The organism is Streptomyces sp. NPDC006624, assembly GCF_040611555.1.
Taxonomy (GTDB): domain Bacteria; phylum Actinomycetota; class Actinomycetes; order Streptomycetales; family Streptomycetaceae; genus Streptomyces.
The window spans coordinates 22,087-42,223 of record NZ_JBEXOM010000021.1; the positions used below are offsets into that span (position 1 = coordinate 22,087).

The following is a 20,137-nucleotide window of genomic DNA, read 5'->3' on the forward strand; positions in this document are numbered from 1 at the left end:
GGCGCCGGCGAGAAGGGCGACGGTCGTGGTCAGCACGGTCATCACGGCGGCTCCCGGTGTCGTTCTGCCCCGGCATATGCCGGGATCTTGGAGCCTATGCGAGTCGCCCCCTCGGTTCGATGGGGTATCGGGGAGCAGGCCCGAAAGCAACGACCAGGTCACGGCGCGAGCAAGGGCCCTGATCACGGTGGATGCGCCGGGCCGGCGCTCCTACCGTTCAGATTCAGAAGCGCGATCACCGAACCGCGGAGGGGCGGAATGTCACACGGCGGCGGCTGATCGCACCTCTATAGGCGACAGCGCCGAGGGCACGGGCACGACGAAGGGGGCATGGGTCCATGACGATCACCGCCGATCTCGGGAAGGCGGGGGCGGTCGGGGGCGGCCGCCGCCGGGTCGTGTGGACACGTGGCCGCCGCATCACCTTCGGGATCATCGGGTTCGGGTCCCTGCTGATCGCCCTGACCGGCTTCGTTGGCTCTTACACGGCCGTACGCGACCTCGCCGAGGAGAAGGGTTTCGGCTGGTTTGCGACTATCTTTCCCCTTGGGATCGATATTGGCATCATCACGATGCTCGCCCTGGATCTTGCCCTGACCTGGGTCGACTTGCGGTATCCGCTCCTGCGGCACATCGCCTGGCTGCTGACCGTGGCAACGGTGGCATTCAACGCGTTCTCTTCTTACCCGGACATACTTGCATCTTTTATGCATGCGGCGATTCCCTTGCTGTTCATCGCGATCACCGAGGCGGTCCGGCATGCGATCGCCGTCGCGACGGCGCGCGAGGAAGGGCGGGAGGATTATGCGCTCTCGCTGGGCCGGTGGCTTCTCGCCCCCTGGTCGACCTGGTTGATCTGGCGCAGCAGGAAGCTGTGGCCGAGCACGATTTCCTCGTACGAGGTGGCGCTGGCGCTGTACCAGGAGAAGCTGGACTACCGCCGGGAGTTGCGGGACGCCTACGGCTGGCGCTGGCGGAGGAAGGCCACGCGCGAGGAACTGCGGCCGCTGCGCCGCAGCCGTCTGGGATACGCCGTCCGCCCGGCAGCAGAGCTGCGCCATCCGGAGCGGGAGGACCTGGCCGAGCAGTCCGCGCCTACCGCGCTCACCACGCCGGGGGTCGTGCTGGAGAAAGTGCCGGCCAGCCATCCGCCTGCCCTGTCACCGGCCTCCGCCTCGGCGTCGCCCGAGCCGGAGGATGCCGCCGAGCACGAGCGCGCGCAGTGCCCGCCGGCGGACCGCGCACGAGCCGGCACCGAGCCTGCGGAGGAGCCGCTGCTCGAGCACCCGCGCGAGGACCTCTTTGCCGGCGACACCCCTGTGAACCAGGAAGCCGAAGCAGCCGAAGACGAAGACCCCCTCGAGCAGCGAGAGCCCGACACGGGGCAGGCCGGCCACCCGGCCGGGGGCCAGGCCAACGTGGACGTGGACGAGGCCGAAGACGAGGAAGACCCCGTAGAAGACGAGGAAGGCCCCGACGAGGGCGATGATCCCGCCGCTGCCCCGCCGCCGACGATTGAACTGGGACCTGCTCCGGCGAACGAGAGCAAGAGGCAGCGGGCCGAGCGGATATACCTGGCGCACCAGAAGGCGGGCGTCGAGCTCACCCGCAAGGACCTGACCCGGTGGGCCGGATACCAGAACGAGGGGTCGGGACGGAGCGCCTACAACGACCTGGAGCGCAAGCACGGGCCGATCGTGGCCGGCGAGGCGGCGTGGGAGACCGATGGCGCCGAACTGGCCACGGTGCCGTCGTAGAGAGCGGCCGCGCGCAGCAGGCCGGCACCTACTGGCGATCATTCCTGCCGCAGCAAGCCATCCCCACCGGGACGGGCGCCGGGAACCGACCCGAGGCGCTGACCGCCCCGCCCGTGGTGGGACACGGTCTTCGTCGGCGCAGGGAGCCTTGGTCCGTCGGCCGGTTCACGTCTCGCGAGCGCGCCGCCGTCGAGTACCGGACTCCTGTGCTGGAGCGGGTGATTCACGGCCGGTCTCGGGTACCGCGATCATGGGACCGTGCGTCGGCTGCGCCTCAACCCATCCGTCGGCCGTGTGCTCGACCAGGTACCGGCGGGAGAACGGCGCCTCGCGCAGCGCGTTGAGCACCTCCTCGTGGTCGTAGGAAGAGGCGATGACGCGCTCGTCGGCGAACTCGTCCTCCTGTACAGCGACGCCGTACAGCACTGGGTCCGTCATCCTGTCCCTCCTGGGCAGATCCCACCACGGTATTCCGGCACGCTTGTGCGCGGTCCGGCCCGCTGCTGCGCCGGGCAGCACCAACTACCTGCGGGTCGTCCTTGGTTCAGCCATCGGCGCGCATCGGCGCGATGAACCGGCGCATCGCGACCATGAGCAGGCCGGCAGATGCGAGGCCGACCAGGAGCCCGGCCGCACGCACCGCCAGGTCCGCCCCACCGGCAAGGTCCAGGGTGTTCGCGACCGAGACGGCGCCGGTCCATCCGGCGCCCCACAGCACCATGCAGCCCAGGAACAGCAGGGTGACCCGCATGCCGAGCGAAACCCGGGACGCGGGCTGCGACGCGGGCCCGAGGCAGCGCCGGGCGGGGGGGGGGGGGGGGGGGGGCCCCCCCCCCCGCGGGGGGGGGGGGGGGGGGGGGGGGGGGGCGCCCCGGGCGGGGGGGGGGGGGGGGCGCCCCCCCCCCCCCACGCCTGCTGTGGTGTACCTGGCCGGTGGGGAGGCAGACGGCCGCACGAGCACAGTGCCCGGTGCTGGGCCTCGCCGGCAGCCGCGGAGGCGTCCTCGTCGATGACGAACTGCGGCTGATGCCGCCCGTCGTCGACGACGAACCGGTCATAACTCACCACAACGTGAAGTCCCTTCGGTAAAGAAGTCCCGCGGGCCCCGTCCGCCCGCCTTCAGCGGGGCCGGTGGCCGGGCAGGCTCGGCGGAGTCAGGGCAGTTGGCAGCCGTACCGTTCCAGGACCTCGCGGGTGCCGCGGTCCTGCGGCCGCAGCGGGTGTGTCCCGCCGTCCTCGGCCGGACCGAGCCGCAGCGTCGTATCCCCGCTGATCGGGCGGATCACCAGGGTCCCGCCCGCGACCTCGGACTGGATCGCGTCGTCGCGGTAGGGACTGGCGGCCAGGCAGCCGTCGCTGAACTCACGCTCGTAGCGCTCGAACGGGCCCGCGAAGAAGTAGCCCGCGACCGGCCCCTGCACCTGCATCACCAGGTAGGCCGCCACCCCCGCGGCAGCACCCGTCAACGCGATCGTCCGGCCGGACTGCCGCATCAGACGCGGCCCAGCCCGGTGAATGCCATAGGCGCCGAGCCCCGCCAGGGCAACAGCGCCGAGCAGTATCGGCTTGGGGTGGTCGGTGAGCACCCGGGCTTTCATGCCGACCGTCCACGGGATCGCGGCGATCACGAGTACCAGCCACCCGAGTACAGCGAGGGTGAACCCCTGGACGGCGGTCAGCTTCTGCGGCCACGGCGTCAGCCAGGGCACCGCCTGCTGCTCCCGACCGATCCAGCGGGCCGCCCCCCGGAGACGGGCAGCCCGTCCCGGGGCCGCAGGCCCGTGATGGTGCTCCAGCAGCCGCAGCACCGCGGAGCCGAACGCCTCCACCCGCGCGTGCACGGCACGCTCGTTGTCCTCCAGGGTGCGCAGGGTGCCCTCGCGGCCCGGCTGGATGCGCCAGCCGTCACCGCGGGCGAAGTTCTGGTTGACCCAGTGGCCCGGATCGGGAAACCCCGGCAGCGTTCGTGCCGTTCGGCCGTCGGAGAACCCGAGGGACGAGCGGGACGAGCGGTCGGGGATGTAACGCTCGTACAACCGGGGGCTGGTGCAGTGACCGTGGTGACTTGCCTGCAGATCCCTGATCGCTTCAATGACGTCCACGAGGACCTCGTCGTGGCCGGCGGCCTCGGCCTGGGCGAGCAGCGATGCTCGGGGGATTGCCCGCCACACACCGCCGCTGCGATCGTGCGCGTGTTGCCTCCACATGTGTCGCCACGGACGCGGCCACACCACCGCAACCGGTCTGCGCAGCGGCGGCCGGTCCCGGGACAGATGGGCGCGCAGCAGGGCGGTGGCACAGCGGAGGTAATCCGCCTCGCACACCTGCCACACGGCCTTCGCCGTGGCCAGCCGATCCCGGTGCTCGTCGAGGTCCGTGGCGTCGTCCGCGAGGGCGTCCATGAACTCCTCGACGCGGCGGCGTGCCTCGCGTACGGCTTCATCCTGGGCGCGCAGTGATGCGATCGCCGTCCCCCACCGGGCGTGTGTCATCTCCGCCTGCCCTCCCTGGCTGCCTGGGCCGACAGTACCCAACGGCATCCGCCCGGGTCAGGTCTGTTCGTACTGGTCGTACTGCGGGCCGGACCCGAACGGTCGGGCGCCCCCGGGTGGTTGTCAGCCCGCCAGAACGGGCCGTCGTCCCAGTGCTCACCGGCGCCGGGCGTGCCGGACCAGCCGTTGCCACAGTCGGGGCGCGGGCACGGGTGCCGACGGAGCCGGCACGGGCGGCGGAGGACCGGCTGGCCGCGGAGGCGGCACGATGCCCGCTGACGTCCCGGTCCCCGCGGGCGGCGTCGCGCCGGCCGGGTGCTCCGCCGCCCCCGTCGCCGGCAGGGACTCGGGCTCCGGCTCGGGCTCTGGGGGCGTGCGCAGTTCGGCGGCCTCCCCGTCCGCGGCCGTGACGGGCGAGGGCGGGGGTGACTGCTGTGGCTCGACTTCTGCTTCCGGTTCTGCGGGCGGCGTGGCGCGCGCGGCGTAGACCTCACGCGCGTGCTCGTTGCGCCAGGTGATCCGGCGCTCCTGGGCGGCGTAGAGGTCGTCCATCACCTGGTAGGCGTCGGCGGGCCGGAACGCGCCCCGGGTGCGGGTGAGCGAGACGAACGCGACCGGCACCAGGCCCCAGGTGTCGGCGTCGGGGGCCGGGCGCGGCTTGCTGATCCGCCAGTCGTCGCGCGGGTCCGACCGCCACTTCCAGTTCGTCCAGTCCTGGCCTGGCTGTACCGGGTGCTGGAATCGGCGGATGCCGTAGGGGACGAGGACCGCCTTCCCGTCGAGCCAGTACACGTGGCCGCCGGCCTCGTTGATGGCCTTCTGCCGCTCGTTGGGCGCCACCTGCTCGTGCAGTGCCTTCTGCCCCCGCAGCCACACGGGGTGCGGGGCAAGCTGCTGGAACTGGGCGAGGTCGCGTTTGAGGAACCACACATGCGCGGCCCCCGCGTGCTCATCCCGCACCGCGCGGATCCTGCGCCGGATCGCCTCCGGGCCCGGCAGTGCCGACGGCGCCTCGATCACCACCGTCGTGGTCCCGCACTGGGCCAGGACGGCCGGCGGCAGACCGGATGGGTGCTCAGGGTCCTCTCCTGGGGAGGCGGTGACGCAGTGCGTGACACCGGGAAGCGCGCGGATCTGCTCCCGCAGCTGGATGACGACTTCGTCGGCGGCATCCACGAGCGCCTCCTGCTCCGGTCTGCTGCAGCCGTCGTTGCCTCGGTGGGCGAAGTGCGGCTGGACCTTCGCGCTCGGGCGCGCCCCCTTGAGGATCAGCCGCTCGCCGCAGGCGCGGCACCGATAGCGTCCGCCGGCCATGCCGGGCGCCAGGCCCTCGACGCCGTCGTCGACCCATACGGTGGTTCTTCTCTCGGTGTCCCAGGCGCTCCTACCCATGCGGCTGATCATGTACGGCGTGGGCCGGCGCGCGCCAGAGTGCTGTCCGCCCGGCGGGCGCCACCACATCCCCGGCGCCGCAGGGCGGGAGATGAACTGCCGTGGCGTCCCGCCCGGCGGGCTCGTGCCAGTCGCAGCGCCGCCGATGGCCTCCAGGCTCGGCGCCGCCCGCGCCGTCCGTAGCAGGGCGGTCGGACCGGCCGGACTAGGCCTGGTCGCTGGCGCGTTGCGCTGAAAAGGGGATGTGGATCGGGCGAGTGCCGAGGACGCGGCGAGGGCGGAAGAGTGTGTCCAGCAGGTCCGCTGTCTTCGGCCCGTGGCAGGCCGGCTCGGAGACTGCAGCGGCGTGCTCGAAGTTCTTGACCAGCTCCCACATCTCGTCTTGCACGACGAGCGTGTTGGCAACGGCAGGCGACTGTTCCACGTCGATTCCTTCGGAGGGACGGCAAGGGCCCGGGCACGGCGGCCTGCAAAGGCTGGCGACGCGAAAGCCGGGCCCTGGGAGATCGTCCTGTCAGGGTAGTTCGTCAGTGTCACCAGGTCCGGCGCTGCCGGGACCGTCCTCGACCAGCGACTTCGGCCCCGGCACGGGAGCGCGGGTCTGCTGCTCACCGTTCCGTCGGCCCGCCTGCGAGAGGGCGGTGGTAAGGCCGACACGAAACGGCCCCGGCCGTCATGCACGGGGGGACGCGACGGCCGGGGCTCGTTCATTCCAGCTTAATGATCACAAGACACGTAGGAGGGTATTTCAGTCGGATTGGCGCATTTTCTCTGAGGGTTGATCGGTTCGGCCGATTCAAGTCCGTGCTGCTCTCCTGCCGTCCGGAGCCTGCCCGCTCCGCGCTGTTCAGCAGCGTCGCGGGCGGGATCCCAGGACATCCAGGATGAATGCCGGCCGTGCGCGTGCGTCACGGGTCCCGAACGCCTCGGGCTCGGCGGTCGGCATCCTGCTCTCGATGGCCGGAACGCGCCGGGTCAGGGCTGACCGCACGGCTACGCCCCTTGGGTGCCGGTGGCTGCGGGGTGGTGGAGGTAGACGGACAGCGACCGCTCCAGGTCCAAGACCACATCCGTTGCGTCTCCGGTCACCGGCGGGTCCTGCACATAGCCGTGGGGCGGGCGCCAGTTCCGGCCGGGCTCTTCCAGACCCGGCAGCGGCTCACCCACGGGTGCTCCTCCCCACAGGTGCGCGACCTCGGCGGCGACGTCCTCCGGCAGTGCCATGACCGGGCAGGCCAGATCACTCAGGCAGCTGCCGAGAGATTCGTCCGGTGCTGCTTCGAGAAAGGTGAACCAGCCGCTCGTGTCCATCCACCCCACCACCCAGCGCAGCGGCCGGTCCTCGCCCGGTTCGCGGTCCTCGTCGCCCTCGCCGAGGGTGATGTAGATGCGGCGGTCCTCATCGACGTGCACGTCCCAGTCGGCGATCCGGCCGCCGCGACCCCGGATGGCGGCGACGACGGCCAGGGCGTAGGCATCGGCGGTCTGGTGGAAGGGAACCGTGCCCCACAGCTCTGTGGCCTGGTCCTCGAGCATGCCCCGCTCGCTGCGGGTGAGCTGCAGCTGACCGCCGTCGGGAAAGAGGTCCTGCAAGTCCTGGCCGGCCGCGACGTCCCAGCCCGTCCAGGACAGGCTGTTGCGCAGGCTGTCCGTGTTGTACGCGGTGCGGACGTGGCCGTCGAGCGACATCTCCAGGGCGCCTCGCTCGCCCGGGGTCAGCCGGGCGGTCGCGGTGCGCGGGGTGTGGTGCTGGCGCAGAGCCGATGTGTACTTCGCGCCCTGGCGGGTCGTACGGCGGGCCTTCTTGGCGGCGGTGGACTGCTTCTTCGGCATGACGTACTCCTCGGCGCGACGGCCCCACGCTGCCGTCGGCGCTCGGTACGCACACCAGGCAGAGATCAGCGCGGGCCCCGGGAGACCTTGACCGGCAAAGTCACCGTGCGGCGTGGGGCGCCGGTGACGACGGCGGACGGCAGTACGCGGCTAGCCGTTGGATCATCAACGGTAGCGGGCACCACTGACACCGACCCCGAGCCGGCGATCCGCCGGTACGCCGGTACGCCGGTATGTGCGGTGTGCGGTGTGTGGAGAGGCCCGCAATGGCTTCGCGCGTGAATCCGTCGCCTTCTTCAACCACCGGGCCGGGCAGCGGATCGGCCCGCCCATACCCGGGTGCCGGCTGTCCGGCCAGGTACGCGCACGAGGCGTCAAGCCGCCCCACCATCGCTCCCGCAGGTCCACCCGCCGCCGAGCGGCCCGCGTGCAGCCGGGCGCCCGGGTCAGAGGCTGCGCAGCACGGCGACGACTTTGCCGAGGATGGCGGCGTCGTCTGCCGGCAACGGTGCGTAGGCCGGGTTGTGCGGCACAAGCCAGACGTGGCCGCCCTCGCGGCGTAGGCGTTTGACCGTGGCCTCACCGTCCAGGAGCGCGGCGACGATGTCGCCGTGGTCGGCGGAGTCCTGGCGGCGGACTGTGACGATGTCGCCGTCGCAGATCGCGGCGTCGATCATGCTGTCGCCCCGCACTTTCAGTGCAAACAGCTGGCCCTCGCCGACGAGGCGGCGGGGCAGGGACAGTACGTCCTCGACAGACTCTTCCGCGAGGATCGGTGCGCCTGCGGCGATCTGGCCGACCAAGGGGACGTCGGCCGTCTCGGGGGTGGTGCCGGTGGGCGCCTGGTCGAAGCCGGTGTCACGGTGGGGCCGGACGCGGTAGGCGCGGGGGCGGTGGGGGTCGCGGTAGAGGATGCCCTTGCGCTCCAGAGCCATGAGCTGGTGCGCGACGGATGAGGTGCTCTTGAGGTGGACCGCCGCGCCGATCTCGCGCATCGACGGGGGATACCCCTGGCGGGCGACGGTGCGCTCGATGAAGGTGACGATGTCCGCCTGCCGGGTCGTGAGTCCGTCGGGGCCGGTGACGATTCCGGGCGGGCGTCCGGCCCGGCCCGCTGGTTCGGTGACGTGCATGGTGCTTCCCCCCTGGCGGGATCTTGCTTGACGTGGACCGTAACCCCGAAACCACAGCAAAGGGAACACCAATTCGATGAACGCTCCCCGGTGCTGGTCAGGAGGCGGCTCGGTAGGCGGCAGCAGGGCCGATGACGCCGGCGCCGAACTTGTCACAGACCCGGTCGACGGCGGCTTCGGCCACCAGACGCGCCTCGCGGGCGTGGTCCAGCGTGATCTGCCGGGCCACGGTGCCGGCGTTGCACAGCTCCTCTGCCCGAAGGGACAGTGCGGTCAGGCGTCCTCGCTGCAGAGCTGCGGCGTCCATGAGCCGGTAGGCGGCAGCGCGCAGATCGTCCTCGTGCGCGGAGGGCTCGGGCAGGCGGTGGGTCTTGCTCCAGCGGCCGGTCCCGGCGAAGGACAGTGTCAGCGTCAGCGCCTGGGGTGATTGCCCGCGGCGACGCAGCATCCGTCCGAGCTGCACGACCAGGCGGAGCAGGGCAGAGCGCACGTCGGGGCCGTCCAGCGCGTGCCGGGCGAAGGAGCAGCTGACGCTCGCGGAGGCGGGCAGGGAGCGCGGGACGACCGGACGGGGGTCGGCGCCGCGCGCCCGGTCGCGGGCCAGGCGGCCGGCGCGCCCGCCGAGCAGCCGCTGGACGGTCTGGGCGGGGACGGCAGCGAGCAGGCCTGCGGTGTGGATGCCGTAGTCGTGGAGCACGCCCGCCTGCCGGGGGCCGATGCCGTGCAGGGCTTCCACCGGCAGCCCGGCGAGCCACTCCGCGGCCCGGTCGGGGGCCACGACCAGCACCCCTCCAGGCTCGGGGACCTGAGCAGATGCGGTCGCGGCCACGCTGATCGTAGGACCGATGCCGATGCGAAGGTCGGCGCCACAGCGGGTCAGCGTTCGCACGCGCAGCATCTGGCCCAGTCGGTCCACGTCCGCGCCGACGCCGTGGTAGCGCAGGGCGCCCTTCAGCTCGGCGAGGGCCGCGGTGGGCGGCAGTGCCTGCACGACGGGGGACAGCTCGGCCAGCTGCTCGAGGACGAGGCGGTACAGCTCCTCCGGGAGACGGTCCGGACAGCGCACGTGCATCACGGTGGGGACCCGCCCCGCAGGTGCCTGGTCGATCGTCACGTCGTCGCCTCCTCCCTCCCCAAGGATATCGAACACGTGACCGAATAGCTGTGTGGGGATCTCACCACCGGACAAATCGTCCCGTTGCGTGCTGCTCCGCTTCGCCCGTCGGGTCGTGGTGCAGCAGACGCCGCCTCGACCCACCCGCCCCGCCGGCCGGGGGCCCATGCCCCCTGCGGCGCGGCGGGCGGTTACGCGATCGCGGTCCCCACCACTGAGTTCGCTGCCAGCAGCGCATTGAGCAGAGCCACGGTCTCGGGCGAACTGTCGAGCCCGGTTTCGGTCGAGATCCGGTTGAGCTGATGGGCGGTGCGCTCGAGGCCGGCCCGGTCGCCGGTCTCGCTGTAGATCTGGAACAGGTCGCGGTAGAGAAGTTCGGCCTGGATGTCGCAGGTCAGTCCGATGGAGACTGCGCTGGCCGCGGCGCGGAAGTCACGGGCGGACATGCGGCGCATCGCCAGCTCGTGGGCGACGTCGACGCTGGCGGAGATCATTTCCTGGATGTTGTGCTCGGCCCAGGCGTAGCGGCTCTGGTCTATGCCGGAGAACGGCCGGCCCCGTACGAGGGCCAGGGCGTGAGCGAGTGCGGTGTCGGCGTCCTCGCCGTGGTGGTGCATGCCCTTGGCGTACAGGTCCTGGAACTGGTGCCAGTCGGCGGTGACGTCGGCGTTGAAGCTGTAGACCCCGTCGGTCACCGGCAGCAGGTAGGTGCTGTCGGGGGCGTCGGCGGGCAGGCGCGGGTCACGCCCGAGCCAGGTCCGCAGCTTGCTGATGGAGGTGTTGCGGGTCTTGGCATTCACCCGCTGGCCGGGCCAGATGGCCTCGTCGAGTTCGTGGCGGTTGCGTCCGGGGTGCAGCACGAGCCACGCCGCGATCTCGGTGAGGCTGTTGCGGCGGTAGGACTCGACACGACCCAGCGCACCGACCACGTCGACCGTGCCCAGGACCCGGATCTGTGGTGCTGCCGGCGGGTCGGGCGGGGTGTTCAGCGCCGCGAGGATGTGGGAGGTGACGGCGGTGACCCGGGCCAGGGGCGGCCTGGGCGCCTGCACGGCTGCAGCTTCGGGGGACGGATGCTGCTGCGGTGCCTCGTCGGCCGGCGGGCCTTCGAGGTGGGCGGGGCTGGCCGCGCCGTCGCTGGTCTCGTCGAGCTCGTCCGGCATGTCGGTGTTGGAGGCGGTGGTCTGCTCGTCGAGGACTTCCGCGATCACCTCGTCGAAGTCGAGGGGGGCTTCGCTGTCCGGAGCAGCGGGTGTCACCTGCTCGTCCAGGTCCTCCGACGTAGGGGCGGCAGCGCTGCTGACGGCGGGGTTCAGGGCGCTGTCCTCGTCCGTCCGCCAGAGGGCCTCTGAGCCCTCGTCTTCCCCAAGGTCTTCGTTGGCGGGGGGTTCCCACTCGGGCTCGAAGTCGTCGTACGCCGATTCCTCTTCCGGGTACGTGGCCGCATCCGGTGCGAGGGCACTGTCGCCGGAGGTCTCGGGCGACAGGCCGCCATCGCCTGCCGTCTCCGCCTCGCCGGGTTCGGCCGGCGCTTCGGCGGCCGTGGCGAGGGCGCCGAAGTCGGGCAGTGCCGTGGCGAAGTCGCCTGCGGTGGTGGAGGAGACGTGGACCGGCACCTCGCGGGACGGCCGGCTGGCGGCCTGCATCTCGCCGGCCGTCTCGGGCGCGGCGGTGCTGTCCTCGGCGGCCTCGGTCCATGCCGGGGCGGGGACGTCGTCCGTGCGGTTGGCCATCCCCAGCAGATCCAGGAGGGGGCCGTAGGCGTGGGGCTCCAGGCGCTGCAGGGTGACGGTCAGGTCGAGGCCGGGCAGCTGGACTTCGGCGCCGGGGGCGGCGGGAACCAGCCAGGCGCCGGGCAGCTGGAGGGCTTCCTCGGCGGAGGTGATCACCGCCAGGGCGGTGCGGGGGCGTGAGGCGAGCAGGTCGGACAGGGTCTCGGCGTGTTGCCCGCTGGGGGCGGTCGGGCACATGAGGACCCGGGGGATCCAGGTGTCGCCGCCGTCGGCGGACAGGCGGGCGTCCAGCAGGCTGTCCGCGCCGGCCGCGTCCAGGGCGCCTCGCTGGAGGGCGTCGTGTGCGCGCAGTTCGTCCAGTGCGGCGGCGAGCTGCGCGTGGTGCTGGATGCGGGCGGGGAAGACGGCCTCGAGTTCGGCCCCGAGTCCGGACAGCAGCAGGGCCGTGTCGTCGGTGAGTGTGGAGGAGGCGAGTTCGACCGCCATCCCGAGCATGACCGAGGTCACGTCGTCGGTGCTGCCGTGGAGTTGGAGCAGGCCGATGGTTTCGAGGTTGACCAGGACGGGGTCGCCGGCGGGGGTTTCACCGATGCTGACCAGGGCCGGGTAGGGGGCGGTGATGTCGCGGCCCTCGTCGGGGCCGAGCAGGGAGGTGCCGCGGGCAGGGCACCACCACACGGCGGGATCGGACTCGCTCTCGGTGAAGGGAGCGATCGCCGGGGCGGGCGCGGACAGGTGCAGTTCGAGGCCGCGCGCATCGAGGCGGGCGGCCTCGATCTCGGGCAGGGGCCGCCCGCTGCGGGCGCAGTTGGCGGCCAGGGTGCGCAAGGCCTGGTGGAGGAGGTCGAGGCCGTCGGCAGAGGAGTTGGCGCGCATCTCGTGCTCGAGTTCGGCGCTTGGGGTGTTCGCCTTGGGCATGGGGATACGCCGCTTGTGGCGCCGGCGGCGCTGCTGGTGGGCGCGGCGTGCGCCGAGCACGGCCAGGACGGTGGCGGCGAACAGGCTGGTGACGGCGGCTGCCGTGACTGCGGCGCTCGGCCCGGCGTCCTCGCCTGCGGGCTCGGCGTCCGGGGTGTGGTCGTCGGCGGGAGCCGGCGAGGCCTGCTCGGGCGCGGTCTGCTCGGGGGCGGGGGTGGAGGGCATGGTGTCCCGGTTGGTGTCGGAGCCGGCCGCGTCGCGGTCGGGGGCGGCGGGCTGCTCGGGCGGGGCCGTGTCGGACGGGTCCTTCGTGCTGTCGTTCTGCTCGGCGGGGGAGTCGTGGTCGCCGTCTTCGTGTTCCTCGGCGGGCTTGTCCGGGGCGGGGGAGCCGGTGTGGGGCAGGGCCAGCTGCCATCCGGGGTGGATGTCGTCCGGGTCGGTGAAGGTGCGGCCGTCGGCCTGCTTCTTGCCCTGGTTGAGGCGGGCGATGTCCATGTAGTCCGCGGCGTCGCCGAGTTCGTCCTCGGCGATCTGGGAGAGGGTCTCGCCGGAACGTACGGTGTGCTCGCGGTGCCCGGCGTCCTCGGTGTGCTGTGCGTCCTGGGGCTGCGTGTGCTTCCAGTCCTTGGGCATGAGCAGCTTCCAGCCCGGCTGCAGGACACCGCGGGCGGAGAAGGTCGTGCCGTCAACCATGGTGCGCCCGTCGTTGGCCTGTGCGATCTCCGTCCAGCGGTTGGCGTCACCGAGTTCCTGCAGCGCGATCTTCGTGAGGCTGTCGCGGGGCTGGACGGTGTAGCTCGACGCGGACGCGGAGGCGGCGGACTGCGGGGCGCTGGCCGGCGCGCTCTGCGGCGCCGCGGCGGTCACCGAGGGAGCGTGTGCGGGGGCGTGGGACGGGGCGGCCATGGCGGCCTGGGCCGGCAGCAGGAGCAGGACGCCGCCGACCAGGGTGGCGGCCAGCCGCTGAACGCCCAGTGTCGGCATGGACAGGCTCGGCCGGCCGCGCAGCTGCGCGGGGATCTCCAGCAGGGTGCACACGGCGAAGACGGCCCAGCCGGCCCACCCGCCGGCCATCACCACGGCGAAGAACGGCGCACCGAGGTTGCGGGACGTCATCAGGGCGGTGATCTCGTCCAGGGAGACCCCGTGCGGGAGCAGCACGCCGGTGAGGAACCACAGCAGGGCGGGCAGCCCGGCCAGCAGGGCGAGCAGGGCCAGGAGGCTGGCCAGGCCGCGCGCGAGGTTCGCGGCGAGGCTGCCGGAGCGGCGGGGTGTCATGGCAGGTCTCACTCCTCAGGAGCGCCGACGCCGTGGAGCAGCTCGGCCGAGGCGTGGCCTTCGACGTCCAGCGAGGGCTGGCCGAGGATCTGCAGGAAGACGGTGGGGCGTTGGGTGGTGACGTCGACGGTGATGGTGGTGCCGTTGCCGGCGACGGTGACGGTGCCGTCCACGCCGGCGGCGGACAGGTAGCGGCGGGCCTCGGCTGCGGCCTTGCCCGGGTCGAGGACGACGGCGTCGCCGGGAACGGCCTGGCTCTCGTCGATGGCCTGCGCGCCGGCCCGGGCGGCTTCGGCGGCGAGCGCGTCGGCGTGCTCGATGTCGCGGAGTTTGCCGCCCAGGTCGTAGGTGATCCCGAGCATGATCAGCAGAGGGATCACCATGAGGATCCACCACAGCGACAGGGAGCCGTCATCGGCGCGCAGCCGGGCGCGGAGCGGGTGAAGGCGCATCGGGAGTCTCATCGCTGGCGGTACCTGTCGATCACGGAGGTGAAGGACGACTCGACGGTCTTGGAGCCGAACCCGCTGCCGAGGTCGGCGAGTTGGACGGTGCACCGCACGCGTGCGGTGACCGCTCCGTACGCGCCGAGCGGGGCGGAGAAGCCGGAGGTGTCCACGGTCACGGACGTGCTCGAGCAGTGGAGCTTGCGTTCGGCGAACGCCGCCTGGGCCGCTGCCACGGCGCGTGGGTGGGCCTGGCTGGCGGTGCGGGCGAGGGAGGCCTCGCGGGCGGCGTCGGCGGCCGCGGCGTCGACCGCGTTGTCCGCGGTGATGATGCGCCCGGCGGTCATGGCCAGGGCGAAGAACACAAGCACGGCCGGGACCCAGAGAACGAACTCGAGCGCGATACGGCCCGAGTCGTCGGCCAGGTCCCGGCGCCACGGCGCCATCACGGGTTGGACCACCTCTCCACCGGGCCCGCCGCGTGCTCGGTCACGGTGATGTTCAGACCGAGCACGGACTGGGCCTTGCCGGTCACGGTGAATTCGATGCGGTCGGCGCTGCTGCGCGCGCTCACGCTGGGGGCGAGGAGGGTGTCTCCGACGCGGTCGAAGACCGCATCGGCCCGCCTGACGCCCTCGCCGGTGGTGCTGCCGTAGCCGCGGGCGCCGGCCACCGCCTCGCGGGCGGCGGTGGTCGCTGCGGTCTTGGCGTAGTAGATGTTGCAGGCGTCCACCACCAGGAACAGCAGCATCAGGACCGCGGGAAAGCAGATGAGCATCTCCAGCGATGCGTCACCGTCGTCCTGACGCAGCCGTCTCGCCTGGCGGCGGAGCCAGCTGGGGCACCGGATCACAGGTCACAGACCCGTCATGCCGTCGAGCTTGCCCTGGCCGAGGATCTTGAACGCGGCGATGGCGGCGCCGGCGAAGACGACCACGGCGACGATCCACATGATCATCGAGACGTCGTTGTTGCCGCGGTCGTCGTCCTCGCGCAGCTCGTCCAGGTGCCGGCCGAGACGCTCGGCGAGGTGGAGCACGGCGGCGTGGGCGTGGACTGCTATCCGCAGGTTCAGGTTTCCGGTCATGATGCTGCCTTCCTTGCGTGGATCAGATGGCGAAGATGCGGGCGAAGGCCGGGAATCCGAAGAACACCAGCAGCACCATGGACAGCAAGCTGACGGGCACTACGAGACTTTCGGATGCGGCGTTGGCGCGCGCCTGGTCGTCGGCGGCCTGCTCGGCAGCCAGGCTCTCGGCGCGGCTGCGCAGGGTGGCGTAGATGGCGGCGCCGTCGGTGCCGGCGCTGGAGACGATGTCGGCGATGTCGCCGGCGGCCGGCAGGTCGAGCTCGTCGGCGATCTGACGCATCGCCTCCCAGGCGGGCGCACGGTCGAGGCGTGCGCGCAGCAAGGCGGCCTGGATGCGCTGGAAGACCCAGCCGCTGCCGACCTCCGCGGGCCGCTCCAGGGTGTCCTGCGCGCCGGCGCTGGAGATCCGTTCCATCGCGGCGAGTTCGGCGTACGCCATGATCGCCTGAGTGGCCTCGGCGCGGGCGCGCGCGGCGCGCCGGGCGAGCTGCCGGTCGGGCAGGAACCACATCGCCGCGCCGGTCAGCAGCCCGACCAGGCCGGACAGGGCGATGGGGAACTGGATGCCGGCCATCGCGACGATCAGGGTGAACAGGGACGGCAGCAGCAGGCCCACGGTGAAGTGGAGCAGCTTCGCGCCGAACAGTTCACCGACTGATTCGCCCACCAGGTTCAGGTTCTTGACCGGGATGGTGATGCCGGGCCAGTGGCGTACGCGCTCGGCCACCGCCTCGCCCGTGCGGGTGAGGAAGGGCGCCTCGTCCTGGTCGCTCTTGCGGGAGCGGGGGGCCGGGGTGCCGTGCAGGCGTTCCAGGGCGGGGCCGAGAGCGGGCCCGGACGGGAAGAGCTCGCGTACGAGCAGGAACAGGCCGGCGCCCATACCGGCACCGATGAGCAATGACAGGGCGAGCGGGGTCACTTGGCTCCCTCCGGCTGCATGGCCGGCGCGGCCGCGGCCTTGGGTGTGGCGGGGACGGCGCTGCCCATGAAGCCCGGCAGGGTGACCGTGGCTCCGAGCCGGTTCATCCACCAGAACAGGGCGATGACGGCGGCGACCAGCAGCAGCATGACGATCATCCCCAGGGGGGTTCCGTAGGGGGCGACCTGCTCCTTGTTGAAGGAGGAGGCGATGACGACCACGACGGTGATGGCGCAGATCCAGCGGACCGTGGTGCGGTGCTTGGCCCGGTGGGCCTCGGTGTCACGGCGGCGGCGGACGATGTCCTTGGTCCGGGCCGCCATGTCGGACAGGACATCGGCCAGGCCCGGGCCGCGGTCGCGGATACGCAGCAGCAGGGCCGCGGCGACCAGGTCGGCCCGCGGGTCGCCCAGGGCCCGGGCGAATGCGGTCAGGGCCTCGCGCGGCTCCATGCGCGAGTGCAGCCGCACGGCAAGGTCGGCGACCTCCCGCTCGATCGCCTTGGGCGCGGTGCGTACCGAGGTGGCGATCGCGTCCTCGATGCCGGTGCCGGTCATGACCAGGTCGGACAGGCGCTGGGTCCATTGTGCGAGCGCTTCGAGGCGCTCGATCTGCTCGGTCGCGGTCCGGTTGGGGTTCAGCAGCCACGGCAGGAAGAACACCGCCAGAGCCGTGAGCAGCGCCGAGGGCAGCCAGCCGGTGACCGTCCAGGTGAGCATGGCTCCGCCGGCGGCGCCGGCGAGCTGCAGGCGCAGGACGCGGCGGGCACGGGGCGGACGGGCGGTGCGGACCTTCACCGGGCGGGCGGCAGCCGGGGCGCGGGTGCCGCGCACCCCGGCGACGAGCAGCAGCAGGCCGGCCACCGCGCCGGCGGCGGCGAATCCGGCAATCAGCATCCCCATCTCAGGCCACCTTGCCGTTCGGGCGGGCCGTCCAGGCCCCGATGTTCTGGTACGTGGACAGCCACTCCGGGTGGAATCCCGCCTGGAGCAGGTCGTCGAGGCATGCGGGCTGGATGCCGGTGGGCACCGCGCGCCCGTCGGAGCCGGGGCTGTAGATCCGGTTGAAGGACGGCGCCCCGGTCAGTTCGCTGAACTCGCCGGTGACCTCCAGCACCTGGTGGACGAAACGTTCCTTCGTGCCGCCGTGCTCGGTGCGGTCGTCCATGTGGATGTGCACGACGAAGTCCAGTGCCATGGCGGCGGTGAGGTAGGCGAGTTCCTGCGTCATGCCGCCGCCGTGTTGGATGCACAGCTGGGCGATCCGGGCGAAGACCGCGTCGGCCCGCTTGACGTGGATGGTGCACATCGAGCCGCCCTCGCCGGCGCTCATGGCCTGCAGCATGGGCACGATCTCCCTCGAGCGGACCTCCCCGACGATCATGCGGCGCAGCATCATGCGCAGCGACGGCGCGATCAGGTCGGCCAGCTCGATCTCACCGGCGTCCCGCCCGTCGACCCGTTCCCCGTTGCCCTCGCGGGCCTCCATCGGCACGACCTGCTGAAGGTGGCCGATCTCGTGCAGGAACAGCTCGTACTCGGTCTCCAGGGTGCCGACCCGCTCCTGGGGGTCGATCTCGCGGGCGAGCGCGATGAGCATGGTCGTCTTGCCGACGCCCTGCGTCCCGCTGATCATGATGTTCTTGCGGGCGGCCATCGCGGCCTTGAGGAAGTGCATCAGGCTCGCGTCGATGGTGCCGAGTTCCACCAGCTTCTCCAGGCTGGCGTCGCGCACCCGCTGCTTGCGGATGACGACGTAGGGCCGCGGCGTGACCTCGGTCAGCGCCTGCAGACGCGAGGTGTCCGACAGGCGCAGGGCCAGCGTGGGGGAGGCCTTGGACAGGCTGCGCTCACCGGCTCCGTGGCGCCGGGCGAGCATCTGCAGCAGCTCGACGAGCTCCTCGTCGGACTCGGCGATCGGAGCGACCTTGCGGTTGGGCTGGTTCGCGTAGTCCACCCACACGTCGTCGCAGCCGTTGATCAGGATGTTCTCCACCGCGTCGTCGTCCAGGTAGGGCTGGAGCCGGCCGTGGGCGAACTGCAGGTCGAAGACGGCCTGGGCCAGGCTCGTCTCGTCCGCGGACGTCGGCGAGATCTGCCGGGCCGCGGAGAAGTCGGCGGCCCAGCGCGCCACGAGGTCCTGGATGATCTCCCAGCCGCGCTGCTCGGCCTCCTCGGCCGACATCTCCGTGCCGGCCGACTCCTTGTACGTCTGGTACTCCGGCGCGATCCGCGCGCTGAGCTCGTCCCGCAGGGACCGCACCGTGGCCCAGTCCCACAGCGCCGCGCGGCCGGCGGCCGTGGGCGCGCCGGGCAGCGCCGCCGGGGTGCGCTCGGCCGGCGCGGCCGTTCCGCCGTCCGCTGCGACGGGAACGTCGGCCGGCGTGCCGGAAGGCGAGAGGGACGCAAACTGGCCCGGCCCGGGGGAGGTGGCCCCCGGGAACAGCGGCCTACCGCGCTGTGTCATGAGCGGCTCCCTTCGTCAGGCGGCGCAGGACGGTGGACGGGCGCAGTTCGGCCGGGGCGTGCAGCCGCAGATGCTCCTGCACGGCCAGGGCCTGGAGCGTGCGGGCCATCTCCGCGCCCTTGCGCATCAGCGGCGCGCCTGCGAAACCGCGGCCGCCGTCGCCGCCGTGGGTCAGGACACGGGCGGCCTTCTCGTCGAACGGCAGCTCCGCGAAGATCGGCAACTGGAGCTGCTCGGCGACATCGCGTGCCCGGTAGGGACCTTCGCCGATCACGACGAGGCCGATGCGACTGCTGTCGCGTCCGTGCAACTGCAGCGCCGCGCGCAGGGCCTCGACCCTGGGCTTGGCCGCGTGGACGGCGCGCAGCGTGGTGCGGACCACGATGGCGGTGAGGTCGGCGCTGCGGGCCAGGGCGCTGGCGGCGCCCGCGGCGCCGGAGCGGCCGAGGTCGACGAGGATGTCGTAGCCGCTCTCGCGCTGCTCCAGGTCGCGGAATAGCTGGGCCAGCCGGGGCCAGGTCTGGTGCAGGCCCGCGGCCTGGGCCGGGCTGGCCAGTCCGGGCAGCAGCAGCCGGTTGGCCTCCGCCTCCGGCTCGGACAGGTTCAGCAGCTGCTGCCAGAACACCTCCTCCAGGTGGCCGCGGCGGTCAGCGATCTGCAGGTGGTGCAGGCCGTGGTCGCCGAAGACGCGGGACTCGAGGTAGCCGGCCGCCACCGACCCGCCGTCCGGGTCGCATTCGGCCAGCACGACCCGCCGTCCGCCCGGCAGCGGCCAAGTCAGCAGAGCGGTGAGGGCGGTTGTGGTGGTGCCGGGACCGCCGCTGGCGCCGCAGAACGCGATGACGGCCATCTCAGCCCTCCGCCGGGACGATCGACAAGGTGACCTCTCCGGCCGCGGCCCAGATGGCCAGCCGGGTGCCGTCGAGCTGGGTGACGGCGAGGTCGACCACACGGGCGCCGGAGTTGTCCGGGCGGCCCACCTCGATCACCGTGGCCTGCATCGACTGCCCGGTCTCCTTGTCGTCATCGGCCGCTCCGGTCGCCGAGTCCTTCGGCGTATGGATCACCTTGACCTTCTGGCCCGGGCTCAGCCGGGTCGCCAGAAGCCGCGAGGGGGTGAGCGAGACACCGACCAGCTGCTCCCCGGCCTTGACGAGGGGCTCGTCCGTCACCGACGAGCGGGTCAGCAGGCTGCCGCGTGCCAGGCCCACCGTGGTGCGCTTGCCGATCAGCTTGTTCAGGTCGCGGGCCGGAACAGGGGTGAGCGCCGGATCGGTGGCGATCTGTGCTTCGACGAGGTCTTCGGCCTTCAGCTCGGCGCCCATGGGCACGTCCCGGGCGACGGCGACGACCGGCTCGCGGTGGCTGGTCTCCGTGTACAGCCAGCCGCCGGCGGCACCGGAAATGCAGATCACGGCCACGCCGAGCGCGATCCAGCTGGAACGGCGCCGGCGCACGACGGGCTGGCGCACCAGCGACTGCGGCGCCGGCGCCGGGGGCGCAGTGTCGGGTGCTGACGGCTTGGCGGTGGTGCTCATGAACGGCTTCCTTCGCGGTGCGGGAGCA

19 protein-coding genes are annotated in these 20,137 nt (G+C 72.2%); 1 reads left to right on the top strand and 18 read right to left on the bottom strand.

Annotated elements, in window-relative coordinates:
* Window positions 1–338 precede the first annotated feature (338 nt).
* Entirely contained in the window at window positions 339–1,757 is a 1,419-nt protein-coding gene (locus ABZY20_RS30040; RefSeq protein WP_356445510.1) for a DUF2637 domain-containing protein, read from the top strand.
* Between the two features lie 165 nt (window positions 1,758–1,922).
* Here the strand turns inward: ABZY20_RS30040 and ABZY20_RS30045 are convergent, their stop codons facing one another.
* From ABZY20_RS30045 to ABZY20_RS30130, 18 genes are all read right to left on the bottom strand, one after another.
* A complete protein-coding gene (locus tag ABZY20_RS30045; protein ID WP_356445512.1) occupies window positions 1,923–2,195 on the bottom strand; it encodes a hypothetical protein in 273 nt (90 codons plus the stop codon).
* A 106-nt stretch (window positions 2,196–2,301) separates the two neighbouring features.
* Window positions 2,302–2,508 carry a hypothetical protein gene (locus ABZY20_RS30050; RefSeq protein WP_356445514.1) on the bottom strand — a complete coding sequence of 69 codons (207 nt, stop codon included), beginning with the start codon at window positions 2,506–2,508 and terminating at the stop codon, window positions 2,302–2,304.
* 403 nt (window positions 2,509–2,911) lie between these two features.
* The gene (locus tag ABZY20_RS30055; protein WP_356445515.1) at window positions 2,912–4,249 is read right to left on the bottom strand and encodes a hypothetical protein; all 1,338 of its coding nucleotides are present in this window, start codon (window positions 4,247–4,249) and stop codon (window positions 2,912–2,914) included.
* A gap of 156 nt (window positions 4,250–4,405) precedes the next feature.
* Complete coding sequence (locus ABZY20_RS30060) at window positions 4,406–5,641, bottom strand: hypothetical protein (RefSeq protein WP_356445517.1); 1,236 nt, start codon at window positions 5,639–5,641, stop codon at window positions 4,406–4,408.
* A gap of 205 nt (window positions 5,642–5,846) precedes the next feature.
* Entirely contained in the window at window positions 5,847–6,065 is a 219-nt protein-coding gene (locus tag ABZY20_RS30065) for a hypothetical protein (protein WP_356445519.1), read from the bottom strand.
* Between the two features lie 569 nt (window positions 6,066–6,634).
* Window positions 6,635–7,474 (bottom strand): DUF6292 family protein, encoded by an 840-nt coding sequence (locus tag ABZY20_RS30070; RefSeq protein ID WP_007490727.1) that lies wholly within the window; start codon window positions 7,472–7,474, stop codon window positions 6,635–6,637.
* A gap of 446 nt (window positions 7,475–7,920) precedes the next feature.
* Window positions 7,921–8,607 (bottom strand): transcriptional repressor LexA, encoded by a 687-nt coding sequence (gene lexA, locus ABZY20_RS30075; RefSeq protein WP_356445521.1) that lies wholly within the window; start codon window positions 8,605–8,607, stop codon window positions 7,921–7,923.
* Window positions 8,608–8,704: 97 nt separating this feature from the next.
* A complete protein-coding gene (locus ABZY20_RS30080; RefSeq protein WP_356445523.1) occupies window positions 8,705–9,721 on the bottom strand; it encodes a hypothetical protein in 1,017 nt (338 codons plus the stop codon).
* Window positions 9,722–9,912: 191 nt separating this feature from the next.
* Window positions 9,913–13,650, bottom strand: coding sequence for a LysM peptidoglycan-binding domain-containing protein (locus ABZY20_RS30085; RefSeq protein WP_356445524.1), 3,738 nt, complete (start codon window positions 13,648–13,650; stop codon window positions 9,913–9,915).
* Between the two features lie 8 nt (window positions 13,651–13,658).
* On the bottom strand, window positions 13,659–14,102 hold the full coding sequence (locus ABZY20_RS30090; RefSeq protein WP_007490731.1) for a pilus assembly protein TadG-related protein: 444 nt from the start codon (window positions 14,100–14,102) through the stop codon (window positions 13,659–13,661).
* An 8-nt stretch (window positions 14,103–14,110) separates the two neighbouring features.
* A complete protein-coding gene (locus ABZY20_RS30095; protein ID WP_356445526.1) occupies window positions 14,111–14,542 on the bottom strand; it encodes a TadE/TadG family type IV pilus assembly protein in 432 nt (143 codons plus the stop codon).
* Window positions 14,542–14,949: a TadE family protein gene (locus tag ABZY20_RS30100; RefSeq protein ID WP_356445528.1), complete on the bottom strand. Its 408-nt coding sequence runs from the start codon at window positions 14,947–14,949 to the stop codon at window positions 14,542–14,544. Before ABZY20_RS30100 ends, ABZY20_RS30095 begins: the two co-directional genes overlap by 1 nt.
* A 3-nt stretch (window positions 14,950–14,952) precedes the next feature.
* Entirely contained in the window at window positions 14,953–15,183 is a 231-nt protein-coding gene (locus ABZY20_RS30105) for a hypothetical protein (protein ID WP_356445530.1), read from the bottom strand.
* A 22-nt stretch (window positions 15,184–15,205) separates the two neighbouring features.
* Window positions 15,206–16,105, bottom strand: a complete 900-nt coding sequence (locus ABZY20_RS30110) for a hypothetical protein (protein ID WP_356445531.1) — start codon at window positions 16,103–16,105, stop codon at window positions 15,206–15,208.
* On the bottom strand, window positions 16,102–17,007 hold the full coding sequence (locus tag ABZY20_RS30115) for a type II secretion system F family protein (protein WP_356445533.1): 906 nt from the start codon (window positions 17,005–17,007) through the stop codon (window positions 16,102–16,104). Before ABZY20_RS30115 ends, ABZY20_RS30110 begins: the two co-directional genes overlap by 4 nt.
* 1 nt (window position 17,008) lies before the next feature.
* On the bottom strand, window positions 17,009–18,571 hold the full coding sequence (locus ABZY20_RS30120; protein WP_356445535.1) for a CpaF/VirB11 family protein: 1,563 nt from the start codon (window positions 18,569–18,571) through the stop codon (window positions 17,009–17,011).
* On the bottom strand, window positions 18,555–19,421 hold the full coding sequence (locus tag ABZY20_RS30125) for a hypothetical protein (RefSeq protein WP_007490743.1): 867 nt from the start codon (window positions 19,419–19,421) through the stop codon (window positions 18,555–18,557). Before ABZY20_RS30125 ends, ABZY20_RS30120 begins: the two co-directional genes overlap by 17 nt.
* A gap of 1 nt (window position 19,422) precedes the next feature.
* Window positions 19,423–20,109: an SAF domain-containing protein gene (locus ABZY20_RS30130; protein ID WP_063739495.1), complete on the bottom strand. Its 687-nt coding sequence runs from the start codon at window positions 20,107–20,109 to the stop codon at window positions 19,423–19,425.
* Between the last annotated feature and the right edge of the window lie 28 nt (window positions 20,110–20,137).